This window comes from Campylobacter sp. JMF_08 NE1 (genome assembly GCF_027737875.1).
Lineage (GTDB): Bacteria > Campylobacterota > Campylobacteria > Campylobacterales > Campylobacteraceae > Campylobacter_B.
Map to the genome: position 1 here is coordinate 31,996 of NZ_JAOVUC010000001.1, position 15,536 is coordinate 47,531.

At 39.9% G+C, this 15,536-nt stretch carries 14 protein-coding genes and 1 pseudogene; 13 read left to right on the forward strand and 2 right to left on the reverse strand.

All coding sequences use genetic code 11. From position 1 onward, the window contains the following. The first annotated feature begins 41 nt into the window (after positions 1-41). The 5 genes from OFN91_RS00175 to OFN91_RS00195 are packed head-to-tail and all read left to right on the forward strand — an operon-like array spanning position 42 to position 5,071. The gene (locus tag OFN91_RS00175; RefSeq protein WP_270872837.1) at positions 42-923 is read left to right on the forward strand and encodes a lysophospholipid acyltransferase family protein; all 882 of its coding nucleotides are present in this window, start codon (positions 42-44) and stop codon (positions 921-923) included. Then, complete coding sequence (locus OFN91_RS00180; protein WP_270872838.1) at positions 923-1,816, forward strand: ELM1/GtrOC1 family putative glycosyltransferase; 894 nt, start codon at positions 923-925, stop codon at positions 1,814-1,816. Before OFN91_RS00175 ends, OFN91_RS00180 begins: the two co-directional genes overlap by 1 nt. Then, positions 1,813-2,904: a glycosyltransferase family 4 protein gene (locus OFN91_RS00185; RefSeq protein ID WP_270872839.1), complete on the forward strand. Its 1,092-nt coding sequence runs from the start codon at positions 1,813-1,815 to the stop codon at positions 2,902-2,904. The genes OFN91_RS00180 and OFN91_RS00185 overlap by 4 nt, the downstream gene beginning before the upstream one ends. Beyond that, complete coding sequence (locus OFN91_RS00190; RefSeq protein WP_270872840.1) at positions 2,901-4,097, forward strand: O-antigen ligase family protein; 1,197 nt, start codon at positions 2,901-2,903, stop codon at positions 4,095-4,097. Before OFN91_RS00185 ends, OFN91_RS00190 begins: the two co-directional genes overlap by 4 nt. Next, entirely contained in the window at positions 4,094-5,071 is a 978-nt protein-coding gene (locus tag OFN91_RS00195) for a glycosyltransferase (protein ID WP_270872841.1), read from the forward strand. The genes OFN91_RS00190 and OFN91_RS00195 overlap by 4 nt, the downstream gene beginning before the upstream one ends. Before the next feature lie 154 nt (positions 5,072-5,225). Here OFN91_RS00195 and OFN91_RS08285 read toward each other — a convergent pair. Further along, positions 5,226-5,384: pseudogene (locus OFN91_RS08285) on the reverse strand (DapH/DapD/GlmU-related protein); the annotation flags it as partial. Positions 5,385-5,696: 312 nt separating this feature from the next. Between OFN91_RS08285 and OFN91_RS00205 the strand changes: the two are divergent. From OFN91_RS00205 to purH, 6 genes are read left to right on the forward strand one after another with little or no spacing between them, the layout of a single operon-like run. Next, the gene (locus tag OFN91_RS00205) at positions 5,697-6,692 is read left to right on the forward strand and encodes a glycosyltransferase (protein ID WP_270869636.1); all 996 of its coding nucleotides are present in this window, start codon (positions 5,697-5,699) and stop codon (positions 6,690-6,692) included. Next, a complete protein-coding gene (locus tag OFN91_RS00210) occupies positions 6,689-7,480 on the forward strand; it encodes a polysaccharide deacetylase family protein (protein ID WP_270872843.1) in 792 nt (263 codons plus the stop codon). The genes OFN91_RS00205 and OFN91_RS00210 overlap by 4 nt, the downstream gene beginning before the upstream one ends. Beyond that, a complete protein-coding gene (locus OFN91_RS00215; RefSeq protein ID WP_270872844.1) occupies positions 7,477-8,229 on the forward strand; it encodes a glycosyltransferase family 2 protein in 753 nt (250 codons plus the stop codon). Before OFN91_RS00210 ends, OFN91_RS00215 begins: the two co-directional genes overlap by 4 nt. Positions 8,230-8,282: 53 nt before the next feature. Continuing rightward, positions 8,283-10,475: a phosphoribosylformylglycinamidine synthase subunit PurL gene (gene purL / locus OFN91_RS00220; RefSeq protein ID WP_270872845.1), complete on the forward strand. Its 2,193-nt coding sequence runs from the start codon at positions 8,283-8,285 to the stop codon at positions 10,473-10,475. Between the two features lie 2 nt (positions 10,476-10,477). Next, on the forward strand, positions 10,478-11,383 hold the full coding sequence (locus tag OFN91_RS00225) for a DnaJ domain-containing protein (RefSeq protein ID WP_270872846.1): 906 nt from the start codon (positions 10,478-10,480) through the stop codon (positions 11,381-11,383). Positions 11,384-11,422: 39 nt separating this feature from the next. After that, complete coding sequence (purH, locus tag OFN91_RS00230; protein WP_270872847.1) at positions 11,423-12,955, forward strand: bifunctional phosphoribosylaminoimidazolecarboxamide formyltransferase/IMP cyclohydrolase; 1,533 nt, start codon at positions 11,423-11,425, stop codon at positions 12,953-12,955. Between the two features lie 189 nt (positions 12,956-13,144). Here purH and OFN91_RS00235 read toward each other — a convergent pair whose 3' ends face one another. Continuing rightward, positions 13,145-13,675, reverse strand: a complete 531-nt coding sequence (locus OFN91_RS00235) for a DUF1643 domain-containing protein (RefSeq protein ID WP_270872848.1) — start codon at positions 13,673-13,675, stop codon at positions 13,145-13,147. A gap of 90 nt (positions 13,676-13,765) precedes the next feature. Here OFN91_RS00235 and OFN91_RS00240 point away from each other — a divergent pair, with 90 nt between their 5' ends. Together OFN91_RS00240 and OFN91_RS00245 are read left to right on the forward strand one after the other, a co-directional pair. Continuing rightward, positions 13,766-14,023, forward strand: coding sequence for a helix-turn-helix domain-containing protein (locus OFN91_RS00240; protein ID WP_270861853.1), 258 nt, complete (start codon positions 13,766-13,768; stop codon positions 14,021-14,023). 398 nt (positions 14,024-14,421) lie between these two features. Continuing rightward, positions 14,422-15,486, forward strand: coding sequence for an acyltransferase family protein (locus OFN91_RS00245; RefSeq protein ID WP_270872849.1), 1,065 nt, complete (start codon positions 14,422-14,424; stop codon positions 15,484-15,486). Positions 15,487-15,536 lie beyond the last annotated feature (50 nt).

Below are 15,536 nucleotides of genomic sequence, written 5' to 3' on the forward strand. Positions count from 1 at the left end.
GCCAAAATTTACTATAATCACCCCTTTTAATAAGGGTGAAAATGAGAGAAAAATTTGAATATTTCCTAGTCGTAATTTTAATAAAATTAGCCAAAATTCTACCGACAAATTTCTTATATTTTTTCTTTGATTTCTTGGCGAAATTCGCCTTTTTTGCGCTAAAATCGCGCGCAAAAATCGCTATAAAAAACCTCAGCCTTGCCTACCCACAAAAATCAGCTGGCGAGATTAAAACCCTAGCGCGCGAAAATTTCCGCTCTGTGGCCAAAACCCTGACCCAAACCCTGCTTTTCTACCACGAAAGGCTCGATTTTAGCGCACTTATCGCTAACAAAGACGAGGCACTAGAAAAGGTAAAAGCGCTAAAAGGTGATAGCAAAAACAGCATTTTGTTTTTCACGGCGCATTTTGGAAACTGGGAAGTTTTAGCCCATTTTTACGGCGCGAACGGCTTTCCTGTGGCGGTTGTGGGGCGCAGGGGAAATAACGAACTCATCGAAGATCGCCTAGTTACGCCATTTCGCAAAAAATACGGCAACGAGCTAATCTACAAAGATGACGCCATGCGCGGGCTTGTCGAGCGTCTAAGGGCGGGCAAAAATGTAGGAATCCTGCCAGATCAAAAGCCGGGCGGAAAAAACAGCCTAAAAACCACATTTTTTGGGCGTGAGTGTTACACCACAAAGACGATTGCGTCGCTGTATTTGAAATTTAACCCAGTCCTAATCCCCGTTTTCGCGCGTCGCATGAGTGATGGTCGCTACGAAATCGTCATCAAAGATTTCACTCCGCCAAGCGAAAATTTAGAAAAATCACAGGCCGAGCAGTTCATAACCCAGCAGTGCAACGATATCTTCGAAGAGGTCGTGCGAAGCGCGCCCGAGCAGTGGTTTTGGATGCATAATCGCTGGAAAGTTGATTGATGAGAGCGCTTATCTTTACCGACGGGCGCAAGGGGCATGAGAGCCAAAGCGTGGCGTTTTGCGAGTTAAAAGGCTTGGAATTTGAGCTTTGCAAGGTTGGCTATAAAAACAAAATTTTAAAAATTCTCTCATATTTTTTGGATTTTTTGGGGCTGAAATTTAAAATTTTCGAGTGCGAAAACAAAAATTTTGTGAATTTTGACATTTTCGTAGGAGCTGGGTCTGTGACATACTATCCCTTAAAATACTGCGCCGCGAAATTTGGCAAAAAAAGCGTCGCGCTAATGTATCCAAAAGGCTATAAAAAGGACTTTTCACTCATTTTCGCAAACGCTCACGATACCACGCAAACTGCGCCAAATGTGGTGATTTTGCCGACGAATTTAAACCTTAGCAAAACGGGGAATTTCTACACTCCCAAAAAAAGCGCGGTTGCATTTGTCATCGGTGGGCCAAACGCTTCATTTGATATGAGTAGCGAAATTTGCGACATTGTGGAGAAAATCAAAGCAAAATTTCCGCGCCACGAATACGCCATAACCACTAGCCCACGCACTCCCAGTGAAATTGAGGCGCAGTTTGAGCGCGCAAATTTCGATTTTAGCGTGATTTATAGCAAAAATCAGATCAATCCAATCGGCGATTTTTTGGAGGGTTGCGAGTGGATTTTTATCACCCAAGATTCTGTTTCGATGATAAGCGAGGCTGTGTGCAATGGTCGCGCAAATGTCGCTGTTTTGACACTTCCACGCAAAAATTCGCACAATAAATTTGACGATTTTATCGCAAATTTAACGCAAAATGAGTGTTTGCGAATTTATTCTAAAAACAGCGAGTTAGAACCGACAAAAAAGATAAATTTAAGCCAAATTTTAGAAGGAATTAGCCTATGAGAGTGGTGCAAATACTGCCAGAACTTAACGAGGGTGGCGTCGAGCGCGGTGTGGTCGAGCTCACGCGCGAATTTGCTAAATTTGGCGTGGAGAGCGTGGTGATTAGTAACGGCGGAAAGCTAGTAAGCGAGCTAGAAAAAAATGGCGTGCGCCACATAAAATTCGATGTTTGCTCCAAAAATATATTCACAGCTTTTTCCCGCGCTAGTGCGCTAAAAGAAATTTTGCGCGAGATCTCCCCAGATATCGTGCATGTGCGCTCTCGTGTGCCTGCATGGCTAGTGAAATTCGCCAAAGGGGGGCTAAATTTTGGGCTAGTTAGCACCGTGCATGGGCTAAATTCTGTGAATTTTTACAGCAAAATTATGGTTGATGCCGATAAAATCATCTGTGTCAGCAACGCTACGGAGGATTATGTAGTGCGAAATTTCGGCGCAGATGTCAGCAAAATCAGGGTGATTCCGCGCGGAATTGATTTAGAAAAATTTAATCCCGACAATTTAGACCACGATTTTATGGCGAAATTTCGCACCGAATTTGGGCTAAAAAAGGGCGATTTCATCGTTTCTAGTGTGGGTCGCATAACGCAACTCAAAGATTATGAAACGCTCATAAAAGCGGGGCAAATTTTAAAGCAAAGTTTTGGTGAGAGGCTAAAAATTTTAATCGTGGGCGGTGTGCGAGATGATAAAAAAGAGTATTTTTTGGGGCTACAAAATTTAGCGCGTGAGTTAAATTTGGCGCAAAGCGTGATTTTTACGGGTTCGCAAAGCAAAATCCCTGAGATTTACGCACTCTCAAATGTGGTTGTAAGCGCATCGAAAAAGCCTGAGAGTTTCGGGCGAAGCGTGGCTGAGGCAATCGCGCTAAATGCGCCTGTGGTGGCGAGCAATCACGGCGGCGTGCTAGATATAATCAAATCTGGCGAAAATGGCGAGTTTTTTGCCGTGGGTGATGAGAGGGGGTTAGCTGCGATGATAGAGCGCGCGAAGGATTATAAATTTGACGGATACGGCTACATAGCGGAGAATTTCAGCCTAGCGCAAATGGTGGAGAAAACTATGAGTGTGTATAAGGAGATGGCGTGAGTAAAATTTTTGATTTTATCAGATTAAATCCTTGGCAAAGTGCGCTAAAATTCGGGCTTATAATTTGGCTTTGTTCGATTGCATTTGAAAATAGCGTGTATCAAATTTCGACGATTTATATAATAGTTTTGGCGATTTTGCATGTTGTAATTTACAAAAATTTCAGCGTTCTAATCGCAAATTTAAAAGAAGTTAAGCTTTTTTCGTTTTTTGTCTTTTTAATCATTGTTTCTATGGTTATCGCAAATCTCCTAAACCCCGAGCTTTTGACAAAAAAATCGTGGCGAAATATCATTATTTTTGTCACTAGATATGGTTTTGTTTTTATCGCATTGGCTTATTTTTATAAGTTGAAATTTTTCTCCAAAAAAGAGATTATTTTATATTTATTGCTTGGAACATCGATTTTATTGGTATCGGCGATTTATCAAGTGATAAATAACCCAGACTTAATCCTAAGCAAAAATGTAAGTGATATCAAAAAAACAGGTCTAACTGGACTTTTGGATAATCGCAACAGACTAGGTTTTATGATGGGCATAGGGGCTGTGTTTAGCTTGATTTTTACAAAATACAAGCCAAAGCTTGGCATAGTTTTGTTTTTATTGCATATTAGCGTTTTGGTTTTTACATATTCGCGTTCGTCGTGGGTCGGCGTGAGCGCAGCTATGCTTTTGTGGGTGGCTTTAAATTTGAGAAAAAATATAAAATTTATACTTTTAGTTTTGATTTTATTTAGTCTTATTGTTTTGGGGATTTATTTTTATTTTGACGCCGTTGCGATTAGATTTAATCATCTTTTAACTGGGCACACTAGTTACAGAGATATTATCTGGGAATATACTATTACTCAAATCCAAAACAATCCTATTTTTGGGCATGGTGTGCAAACTTGGATTAGCTTAGAAAAACCAAAAAAACTTATGAGATTTCTCATGGTGCATAATGCTGAGCTTGAAATTTTGCTTTTCACTGGAATTTTTGGTCTTCTAGCATGGCTTGGGGTACTGTTTTGCGCTATCAAAGAGATATTTAGAAGTAAAAATTTCATCTATTTTTGCGCTTTGGCATATTTTTGCATTGTAATTCAATTTGATTTTAGTCTGTTTGATACAAAAAGGCTGATGAGCTATCTAAGCTTATTTGCGTTTTTGATTTTTGCTGATAAATTTACACAAAAGGCCGGTGCGTGAAAATAGCTTATTTTTCGTGCTCTACAATCTATGGTGGTGTAGAAAAAATCGTTTGCGATAGCATAAATGAGCTATGCCAAAACGATGAAGTGCTTTTAATCGTGCCAAACGGGTGTTTGTATAAAGATAAAATTTCGCCAAAAGTTAGAATTTACGAGTATAAAAACTATGATAAAAGGTGGAATTTACTTTTATATTTTGAAATTTTAAAAGTATTGAAAAAATTTGGCGTCCAAATTTTACACACTCACGGCGCAAAAGCTTCACAAATGGGTTTTTTGCTAAATAAATTTATGGATTTTACGCAGGTTGCTACAAAGCATAATGTGCGAAAGGGCAAAATTTTTAATAAAATTTCAAATGTCATTTCGGTATCAAAGAGAGTAGCCCAAACTATAAATCACAAAAGTGAAGTTATATATTTTGGTATTAAACAAAGGCAAATTTCACGAAATTTAGGCGATAAATTTAGCATTATTGCGGTTGGAAGACTAGATTTTATCAAAGGTTTTGATGAGTTGATAAAATCTGTTAGTAAGCTTGATTTTGACTTTGTTTTGCAAATTGTCGGCGAGGGAAAAGAGAGAAAAAATTTGCAAAATTTAATAAATTCTCTAAATTTGCAAAGCAAAGTGGTGCTCCTCGGATTTAAAGACGATGTCGCACAAAGGCTAGCAAATTCGCACCTACAAATCATATCATCTCGTAGCGAGGGGCTTTCGATTAGCTTAATTGAAGGGATTTTTTATGCTAATGTTTTACTTGGCACCAAAGTTGGTGGAATTGGTGAAATTTTAGATGAGGAATTTTTTATCGATTATGAAAATATGAGCGCAAAAATTAGTAAAATTTACAAAAATTACGATATGTATTCGCAAAAATTTAGCGAAAAACACAAAGAGATAAAAAATAGTCTGAAATTTGAAAATTATATATCCACTCTAAAAAATTATTACGAAAACTGCCTAAAATAGGCTAAATTTATACGCTAAACCCCAAGCTAAAATCACTCAATGCTCTTGTTTGCTCTAAAAGCTCATTTTGGCTCATATTTTTTGGGTGTTTTTCGCTTTTGTGTGAGGTTTTTAGCGCTTCTTGCATTTTTTGCATATATTCATCATAAGTGCAAATCAGCCTTGCTGGATTTCCGCCGACAACCGAATTTGGGGCTACATTTTTTGTGATTACGCTTCCGGCTGCGATTATGACCTTATCGCCGATTTTTGTGCGTGGTAAAATAATGCTTCCATAACCGATAAAAACATCATTTCCTATCTCGACTTTGCCGATTTTAGAGTAGCCAAGGGCCTTTTTTGTGCTTGCATCATGGGCTAAAATTGTAGCGTTTGTAATGGTTACATTATCGCCGATACTGATGAGATGACCGAACGCCTCATCGATGCAAGAGTTGATAATATGGACATTACTGCCCATTTTTATATTTTTGTATGTGGGTTTGCCTTTTAGCTTTTTTATCAAATTTTTAAACATAAATTTTCCTTAAATTTTTTGCCCATTATATAGAAAAAATAATTAAATTTAACGAAGTATAAAGCGGTAATATGAGATAATCGCAGGATTTAAAATTTAGGAAATGGTTTGAAAATCTTACACGCTCTTAATTGGATAAAATTTGCAGGAACAGAAAACGCTTGTGTCCAGCTATGCAACGAATTAGTTAAAGAACACGAAATTTATCTAATGAGCGACAAAAATATTTTAAAATACATAGACAAAAATGTAAAATTAATAGAGATAAATTTTAAAAAAAACAGATACAACCCCATTTTTTTGCATAAAATTGCTAAAATTTTAGATGAAATTAGCCCAGATATCATACACGCTCACAACGCAAAAGTGATAGAGATTATCTATAATGCTAGATTTTTTATGAAAAAGAAAATTCCGCTAATCGCCACAAAACACACTTTGGAATTCAAAAAAAATTATAAATTAGCCGATTTGTGCGTGGCTGTGTTAGATGAAACAAAAAAGATTTTGCCGCCAAATTCTATAATTATCGAAAATGGAATTTTATACAAAAAGCCAGAAAAGATTAAAAAACTAGATAAATTTCACATCATCAGCTCTGGCAGATTAAGCGCCATTAAGCAAATGGATGTGGTCATTAAAGCGCTTAGTTTGGTAAAATTTGACTTTGTGTGCGAGATATTCGGTCAGGGTGAGAAGCAAGGTGAGCTAGAAAGGCTAATTAGTGAGCTAAAACTTGATAAAAATGTCTTTTTGCGTGGTTTTGTGGATAATATAAATGATCATTTAGCAAGCTGCGATTTGCAAATCATCGCTTCGAAATTCGAAGCTTACGGACTTGTGGCGATTGACGGGGTTTATTATTCGCCACTTATGATTTCGACGAATACTGGCATTTGTGAGCAAATTTTGCCTAGTGAGTTAAAATTTAGCGCCACGCCAGAAAATTTAGCTCACAAACTAGATGAAATCCACGCAAACTACGATAAATTCGTGCAAATTTTCGCCCCTATCAAAGCCAAAAAGGACGAATTTAGCGTAGCAAAAATGGCGCAAAATTACATAAATGCGTATGAAAATTTGATAAAGGATTTTAAAAAATGATATATTTTTTCGCAATTTTAGCTGTGGCGTTTATAGCGTTTTCGTGCAGGTATAACTGGTGGCGGATCCCGCAGGGCTGGGACAAGGCGCGCGTGCTGATGTATCATAGCATAAGCGAGCATAAGGGCGATAAATTTGATAAATGGCGCGTTCGCCCAGCTGATTTTGAGGCCCAAATCGCATGGCTAGCCAAAAACGGCTTTACTACTTTCACGCTTAGCGAGCTAGCAAATTTAGCCCAAATCCCGCCAAAATCGGTCTGTATTACCTTCGATGACGGATTTATGGATAACTACACAAACGCCTTTGAAATTTTGAAAAAATATAATTTCAAAGCCACGATTTTTGTGGTGGCTACCGCTACGCAAAACGACTGGGAGCGCGGAAATACCGACCATTTAAGCCAAATTTTAACTAGCGATGAGATAAATTTAATGCACCGCTCAAATTTAATCGAGTTTGGCTCTCACACGCTAAGCCACGCGAATTTAGATCGTTTGTGGGCGAGCGAGCCCGAAAAAGCGCGAGATGAAATCGAAAAATCCAAAAAAGAGTTAGAAAAAATCACTGGGCGCGAGTGCAGAGTTTTCGCCTATCCTTACGGCAAATTTAATGATGAAATTTTATCGCTTACGCGAAATTCAGGATACTGCGCCGCGGTCGTGGTAAAGCGCGGGCTTTACGAAGCGGGGAACGATAAATTCGCCATAAAGAGAATTGGCGTTTTGGGGACGGAGAGTTTTTTTGATTTTTGGCTGAAATTTACGCGCATAAGGAATAAACTATGATAAATGCAAGTGTCTATGCAATCGTGCAAAACGAAGAAAAACATATCGAACGAATGCTAAAAAGTGTCGCGGATTTCGCAGAAATCATCATCGTCGATAGCGGCAGCACCGATAAGACACTAGAAATTGCGCAAAAATTTAATGCTAAAATTTACCACCACGATTGGCAAGGCGAGGGTGTGCAAAAAAACTATGCTTTTAGCCTGTGTTCGCACGAGTGGGTGCTAAATTTAGACGGCGACGAGGAAGTAAGCGAAGAGCTAAAAGCTGAAATTTGCGAGTTTATGGGGCAGAGCGAATTCGACGGGCTTGATATTAAATTTCACGAATTTTACATGGGCGGAATCGTCGATGATAGAGTGCGCAAAAACACCCATATCAGATTTTTTCGCAAAAGTGCTGGCGAATACCGAAATTTGGGCGTGCATGCGCAAGTCAGCATAAATGGCAAGGTGCGAAAATCTCGTGGCGTGATTTATCATTTCAGCGATAAACCAATCAAAGAGCTAGTGAGCAAAAACAACAACTATTCGAGCCTGCGCGCACAGCAAAAATTTGAAAAAGGCAAAAAACCGAGCCTAGCCAAACTGCTTTTTATCTTTCCGCTTGTCTTTTTCAAATCGTATTTTTTAAGGCGAAGTTTTTTCGACGGCAAAAAAGGCTTCATAATCGCCGTTATAAACGCATTTTACGCATTTATGAAAGAGGCGAAATTGTATGAAATTTGGCTTAACAAAAAAGGAAATTAAGCAAAATTTAGCTATTATAAAAAGTTATTAAATTCCACTAAAAGGGCGATAAAATGGATAAAAAAACCATTGCGGCACACAAAATCAGCGAAGACGAATATGCAAAAATTTTAGAAATTCTAGGGCGTGAGCCAAATTTGCTAGAACTTGGCATTTTTTCGGCTATGTGGAGCGAACACTGCTCATATAAATCAAGTAAAAAATACCTAAACGGCTTTCCGACCAAGGCTCCATGGGTCATACAAGGTCCCGGTGAAAATGCCGGTGTTATCGACATTGGCGGTGGCATGGCGGCTGTTTTTAAAATGGAAAGCCACAATCACCCTAGCTACATCGAGCCGTTTCAAGGCGCAGCCACAGGCGTGGGCGGAATACTGCGCGATATTTTTACAATGGGCGCAAGGGTCGAAGCAAATCTAAATTCGCTTCGTTTTGGCGATGTCGTGGGGAATTCCAAAACAAATCGCTATCAAAGATATTTAGTCAAAGGCGCAGTTAGCGGTATCGCACACTACGGCAACTGCATGGGAATCCCTACAATCGGTGGCGAAACGACATTTGATAGCAGTTTTAACGGAAATATTTTGGTAAATGCCTTTGCTCTTGGAATTGTAAAAAGTGATGAAATTTTCTACGGCAAGGCAGAAGGCGTGGGAAACTCAGTCATCTATGTAGGCTCAAAAACAGGCAGGGACGGGCTTGGCGGAGCCGTTATGGCAAGTGATAGCTTTAACGATGAAAACAAATCTCTTCGCCCAACCGTGCAAGTTGGCGATCCGTTTGCCGAAAAGCTTTTAATGGAAGCTTGTTTGGAGCTTTTTAAGACTGATTTCGTCGTGGGAATCCAAGACATGGGAGCAGCTGGGCTAACTTCTAGTAGCTTTGAAATGGCAGGACGAAGCGGAAGCGGTATGAAAATGCACCTTGATCGTGTCCCTATGCGTGAAAGTGGCATGACGCCATACGAGCTAATGCTAAGCGAAAGCCAAGAAAGAATGCTAATTTGCGCGAAAAAAGGTTGCGAAGATAAGATAAAAGAGATTTTTGCGAAGTGGGATTTAGACGCAGAAGTCATCGGCGAAGTAACCAATACCGGTAAAATGGAGCTTTACTGGCATGGCGAGCTAGCGGGCGAGATTCCAATCGAGCCTTTAAGCGAAGCAGCACCTGTTTTAGACCGCCCTACAAAACGCCCAGCGTATTTGGACGAGATAGCAAACCAAAATTTATGCACATGCTCTGATAAATTTGACATAAACGCCGATTTTGACAAGGTTTTTTCGCACCCAGATGTGCTAAATAAATCGCTCATTTACGATCAATATGACGCAAATGTCGGGCTAAACTCAGCCAAACGCCCGGGCAAACTAGGCGCAGCGGTAATGAGAGTCAAAGAAAATGGCGCAAAACTCGCAATCGCTATGGATTGCAACACTCGCATGAACTATATCGATCCTTTCACTGGTGCGGCTCTTGCTGTGGCTGTTAGTGGTCGCAAGGTCGCTCTTAGCGGTGCTACGCCGTTAGCTATAACTGATTGTCTAAACTACGGCAATCCGCAAAACCCAGAGGTTATGTGGCAGTTCGCACAGGGCGCAGAGGGTATCAAAGAGGCCTGCAAGGCTCTAAATACGCCTGTTGTGAGTGGAAATGTGAGCTTGTATAACGAAACAGAGGGCGTGAGTATCCAGCCGACCCCTGCGATTGTAACCGTGGGCGTAAATAATGGCGAGATTATCCCTAGTGATTTCACTCACAGTGATACTGGCGTCTATTTGGTGGGCGATACATACGGCGTGTTTTCAGGCTCGCTGTATCAACAAGCCATAAAAGGCGCAATCGGAGGCATGCTACCGAAGCTAGATTTAGCCAAAGAGCGCAAACTTTGGGACTTTGCGATTAAAGCAGGCAAACAAGGCGCATTGCGCTTCGCAAACTCCGTAGGAATCGGTGGCGTGGCAATTACCCTAGCCAAAATGGCGTGTGTAGGTAAAATGGGTGGCGAGTTTAAAATGCCGTGCGATGATGAGAGAGATATTTTCGACGAGAGCTTTACGAGGGCTGTTTTTGGCGTAAGCGACGAGGCGAAATTTGAAAGCTTAGCGCGCGAAGCAGGGTTAAATTTCGTAAAACTTGGCATTACTGGCGGTAAAATTTTCCAAATCAATAGCATTTCGCGCGATTTGGGAGAGTTGAGCGAAATTTATTTCAACGAATTCGCAAAAATCATTAGAAGCGAAGATTAATAGTGTCGAGTATTTTTTATCTATTTTTGGCTTTTTTGCTTTATCATTTTATAAAGGGATTTATAAGCGGTATTAGCGGAAATTCCGGCTATGAGAGAAAAGAGCCAAAAATGAGCCTTGAAGAGGCGAAAATTTTAATCACCCTAACTGCAAAGGTCGCCAAAAGCGACGGCGTGGTAAATGAGACAGAAGCCACGATGATAGGCGAGATTTTGGACGATTTGGTTCGCAAAATGGGCGGTGGCGAAAACGAGAGAAAACTTTTGAAGCAAGTTTATAAGATAAACAAAGACAAAGAGCACGATATCTACTCTCTCGCGTTTCATTACAATCAAAAATTTCACCTAAGTTCGAGCCGAAAAGCGGCGCTAATTTATTTTTTCTTAAACATAGCCTATATCGATCGTTCATTTAGCGAGCAAGAGCGAGATATAATCGCCAAAATCGCGCGCGGATTTGGTATGCCTTCCCATGTGGTAAGTCAAATTTTTGCTATGTTTGAGGCGAGTTATTATGGCACATACGGCGGTTCTAGCCAAAGTTACGACAACCGCGGGCGTGGAGGCTACCAAAATAGCCGAAATTCTAGTGGTTACGGCGATAGTCGCGGTGGCAGTTATGGCGGAAATTACGGCGGTGGATATCAAAATTCTAGCTCTGGCGGCGGATATGGTGGCTCTGCGCGAAATACAAGTTCGAAAAAAGACCCTTACGAAGTCTTGGGCGTGGATAAGGGTGCTAGTTTTGGCGAAATAAAGAAAAAATACCGCGAACTAGTCAAAAAATACCACCCAGATATTTTAATGGGCAAGGGCGCAGATGACGAGATTATCCAAGAAGGCACGAAAAAGCTTCAAGAAATCAATGAAGCGTATGAGAGCTTAAAAGAGCGTTTGGGCGAAAGCTAAATTTTAAAATTTAAAAATTTCAATTTATAAGGAGTGAGCATGAGAGCGTTAATCAGCGTTAGCGACAAAGACGGCGTAGTGGAATTTGCAAAAGATTTGGCAAATTTGGGTTGGGAAATTTTGAGCACGGGTGGCACTTATAAGCTACTTTGCGAAAACGGCGTAAATGCTGTGGAAGTGAGCGCCTACACAGGAAGCCCTGAGATGTTTGAAGGCAGAGTAAAAACCCTGCACCCTAAAATTCACGGCGGAATTTTGCATAAAAGGGACGATGCTAATCACGCCGAACAAGCCCTAAAACACGGCATTGGCGGGATTGATTTGGTTTGTGTGAATTTATATCCTTTCAAACAAACCACGATTCGCACAGATGATTTTGATGAGATTATCGAAAATATCGACATCGGCGGACCTGCCATGGTGCGAAGTGCAGCGAAAAATTTCAAAGATGTTTTGATTGTAACGGACATTTTGGATTATGATTTAGTTATCGAAAAAATCAAAGCAAAAGCCGATGATTTGGAATTTCGCCGAAGCCTTATGATAAAAGCCTACGAGCACACTGCCGCGTATGATAGCATGATAGCAAACTATATGAACGAGCGATTTAACGGCGGTTTTGGTGCTAAAAAATTTATCACAGGCTCAAAAGTCATGGCGACAAGATACGGCGAAAACCCGCACCAAAAGGGCGCTTTGTATGAATTCGAAAACTTTTTTAGCCTAAATTTCAAAGCCCTAAAAGGCGAAGCAAGTTTTAACAATATGACCGATATTCACGGCGCAGTTATGTTAGCAAGTAGCTTTGGCGAAGCCCCAGCAGTAAGTATCTGCAAACACGCAAATCCGTGTGGTTTTGCCATAAAATCAAATTTGTTAGAAAGCTACACCGAAGCGCTTAAATGCGACCCTGTTTCGGCTTATGGTGGCGTGGTGGCGATAAACGGCACACTTGATAAGGCTTTGGCAGAGAAAATCAATGAAATTTTTGTGGAAGTCATAATTGCAGCCAATGTCGATGAAAACGCACTTGAAGTCTTTGCAAACAAAAAACGCATTAAAATTTTCACGCAAGAGAATAAATTTTTAATGCGTGAAAATGATAAATATGACTTTAAATTCATAGACGGGGGATTTGTCTATCAAGAACGCGACTATGTGGGTGCTGATGAGGTCAAAAATGCTAAATGCGTTACAAAGCGTTCGGCAAATGATGGCGAATTTACCGATTTGCAAATCGCTTGGCAGGTGGCAGCGCTAACCAAATCAAACTGCGTTGTGTATGTGAAAAACTCGGCAATGGTGGCAATCGGCATGGGCATGACAAGCCGTGTCGATGCTGCGCGCGCTGCGGTGGCAAAAGCAAGGGATTTGGGGCTTGATTTGCAAGGTTGCGCGCTGGCAAGTGAAGCGTTTTTTCCTTTCAAAGATAGCATAGAAATCGCAAACGAAGTGGGCGTTAAAGCCGTAATCCAGCCGGGTGGCTCAATCCGTGATGATGAAGTCGTCGCAGCAGCAGATGAGTTTGGTATGGCGATGTATTTTACGGGAATTCGCCACTTTTTGCATTAAAATATTATTTGCAATTAAACGAGCCTAGTATTTTGCGGCGTGGGCTAGGACAGACGAGTCAGTCTAGTCCGTCGCCCACTCCGTGAAAAATCGTCGGCATAAGTGTTAATTTTTGCAATTCCAAATCTAACTTTCGTAGGGTGGGCATTCTTGCGCACCATAATGGTAAAATGAGATATTAAAATAGAATTAATTGGATAATTCTCTTTTTAATCTATCCATTTCGCCTTTAATGTCTGTAAATTTTTGTAGTTTATCTACTTTGTTATATAGTGGATGGGCAGGAATTCCACTTTTTAATGTTTTAATCACAAAAATATTTTTATTTTTTACTATATCTAAAATTCCAAGCAGACTTTTTAGCATAAAATTTGGCATAATTATACCACCATAGGCTAGTAAAATATCTGAAATTTTTAGCTCTTCGATTTTGTATTTTATGTGGCTTAAATTTGCAATGCTAATTTTTTCATCAAATTTTACTTCGCTAGGATTTGTAGATATAAACGGGTAAGCATTAACCATAATGTATCCGTCGTATCCATTAAATTCGCAAAATTTAATTACTCTATTCATAGTAGGGTCTGAATTTTCCTTATTAGCCGTGCTTGGATTAAAGCCGATTATCATCAAATTTTTATTACCATTTTTGCCTAATGAAAATCTGCAAATATCAGTTTTTTCACAGAAAGTTGGTTGATAATTTTCTGGGTATTTCATGCATTTACCTTTCACAAATGAATTTATTTAAGCATAGTTAAATTTTAATATTTATATACTTACAGTTAGTTTAACCATAGGTAGGCGAAATTGAAAGACTGCACCATTACAGACGAACAAATGGAGCAAATTTACAAAACTATCGGCGAAAATGTCAAACGCATACGCACACAAAAGGGCGTTTCGCAGTTAAGCCTAGCTATGGCGATAGGACACAAGGCAGTCGGAACGATTTCTATGGCTGAACTTGGCATAAATAAAAAACACTTCAATATAGAACACCTAGTCAAAATTGCAAATGTCCTAGAAGTCAGCGTTTGCGAGTTTTTCAAATCAATCAAAATTTAAATTTGCTTGTCATTGCGAGGCGTGAAACGCCGAAGCAATCCAGAGAAATTTAAAGGGCTTTTGAATTTTAAAATTTTTGAATTTAAAAATTTCGGGGCAGTGTTACTGGAATAAAAATTTTAAAATTCAATAGATTATTCTTCGGATTGCTTCGCTTTGTTTGCAATGATAAATTAGAGATTATGGAATTTTACTGGATTGCCACGGCGACAAGTCGCCTCGCAATGACAAACTGGCAAAATTCTCGTAATTACAAACCAAACAACTAAGCCCAAATTCCTTATAAATTTATCTCATTTCTAAGCCATAGCATTTCACTACGCTATTAAGTAAATTTAAACTTATAAAAGGCTATAATTTGGGTTTTTTCAAACCAATAAAAAGAGGGTTTTTAACAGATGAATTTCTTATCATTGCCCAATGCTGGGCGACAAAACGAGTTGGATATAGCAAGGGGTCTTGCTGTAATCTTTATGGTGCTAATCCACTGCGTGGAATACTTCTACAACGGCGAAGATTCCGTGTTTTTCAAGGTCGCAAACTTCCTAGGCTCACCGCCTGCTGCGCCTGTTTTTATGTTTATTTTGGGTTGCGGTATTGTGTATTCTAGGCGTAGTGCGCCGGGGCTACTTTTTAAGCGTGGCGTGATATTTTTGGTGTTATCTTATGTCTTTAATGCGCTTGTGTATGTGCTTCCATACTACATTAGCTCTAAGCTAAACGATGACGCTGAAATTTTCGAAGAAAACTGGACGCAGATTTACGATGCGGACATTTTGCAGTTTGCGGGACTTGCGTTTATATTTTTTGCGCTAATGAAAAAGCTAAATTTATCAAATTTAGGCTATCTCATAGTGGGAATCATCTGCTCGGGCGTGGCAATGTATCTAGGCGAGAATTTCGCAGAGTTTGAATCAACCTGCCTACAAGCCGTAACAGGGCTATTTTGGGGCACACATGAGGGAAGCTATTTTCCATTTTTAAGCTGGATTGCCTATCCGATAGCTGGATATTTATTCGCTGATATTTTAATCTACACTCGCCCAGAAGATAAAGGCGCACTATATACAAAACTAAGCCTTATTTGCGCGGTTATCTTTATCGCCTCGGCTGTGGTATTGGCGAAGTTTTATGCGTGGGACGATATGATGGACGGCGACCCATACTATCACCAAAACATATTTTTTAACATAATGTTTATCGCCTTTGTTTTGGCGTGGATTGGGCTAATGTATCTGGTAGCCAAGGTGCTTCCAAATCTCATTATGTCGTGTTTAAAAACGATAAGTGTGCTTGTAACGCCGTTTTATGTGTTGCAATACATTTTTATAATTTATATTGCCGTGCTTGTTTTTGGCGACGAAGCAGAGTGGGATATGAATCCTGTGCTACTAATGTTTGTAGCTGTGAGCGTGCTATCATACATCGTAGCGGTAATCTACTCAAAAATTCGCAAAGCATAAAAAAAGGCTACCGAAATTTCGGTAGCCCAAATTTTAAAATTTTAATCCCA